1 pseudogene is annotated in these 233 nt (G+C 71.2%); it reads left to right on the forward strand.

Annotation, left to right across the window (positions count from 1 at the left end):
* A pseudogene (locus KVS71_RS19190) lies at positions 1-233 on the forward strand (glycogen debranching enzyme); the annotation flags it as partial.

The following is a 233-nucleotide window of genomic DNA, read 5'->3' on the forward strand; positions in this document are numbered from 1 at the left end:
GGAGTCCGCTACGCACTCCGCGACGAGGGTCCGCACGGCCCCGGTAACACGCTCAACCCGGCGACGCCGCCCCCCGGTCCGTACGCGCGGGGCCTCGCCCAGGGACACGGCTACCAGGAATGGCGTGCCGTGGTCATCGAGGACGGCTTCGACTGGGGCGATTCGACCAAGCCGGGCGTCCCGGCGGTCCGCACCGTCATCTACGAGGGCCTCTTGAAGGGACTGTCCAAGCG

Source organism: Microbacterium sp. GbtcB4 (assembly GCF_019091465.1).
GTDB lineage: Bacteria > Actinomycetota > Actinomycetes > Actinomycetales > Microbacteriaceae > Microbacterium > Microbacterium paraoxydans.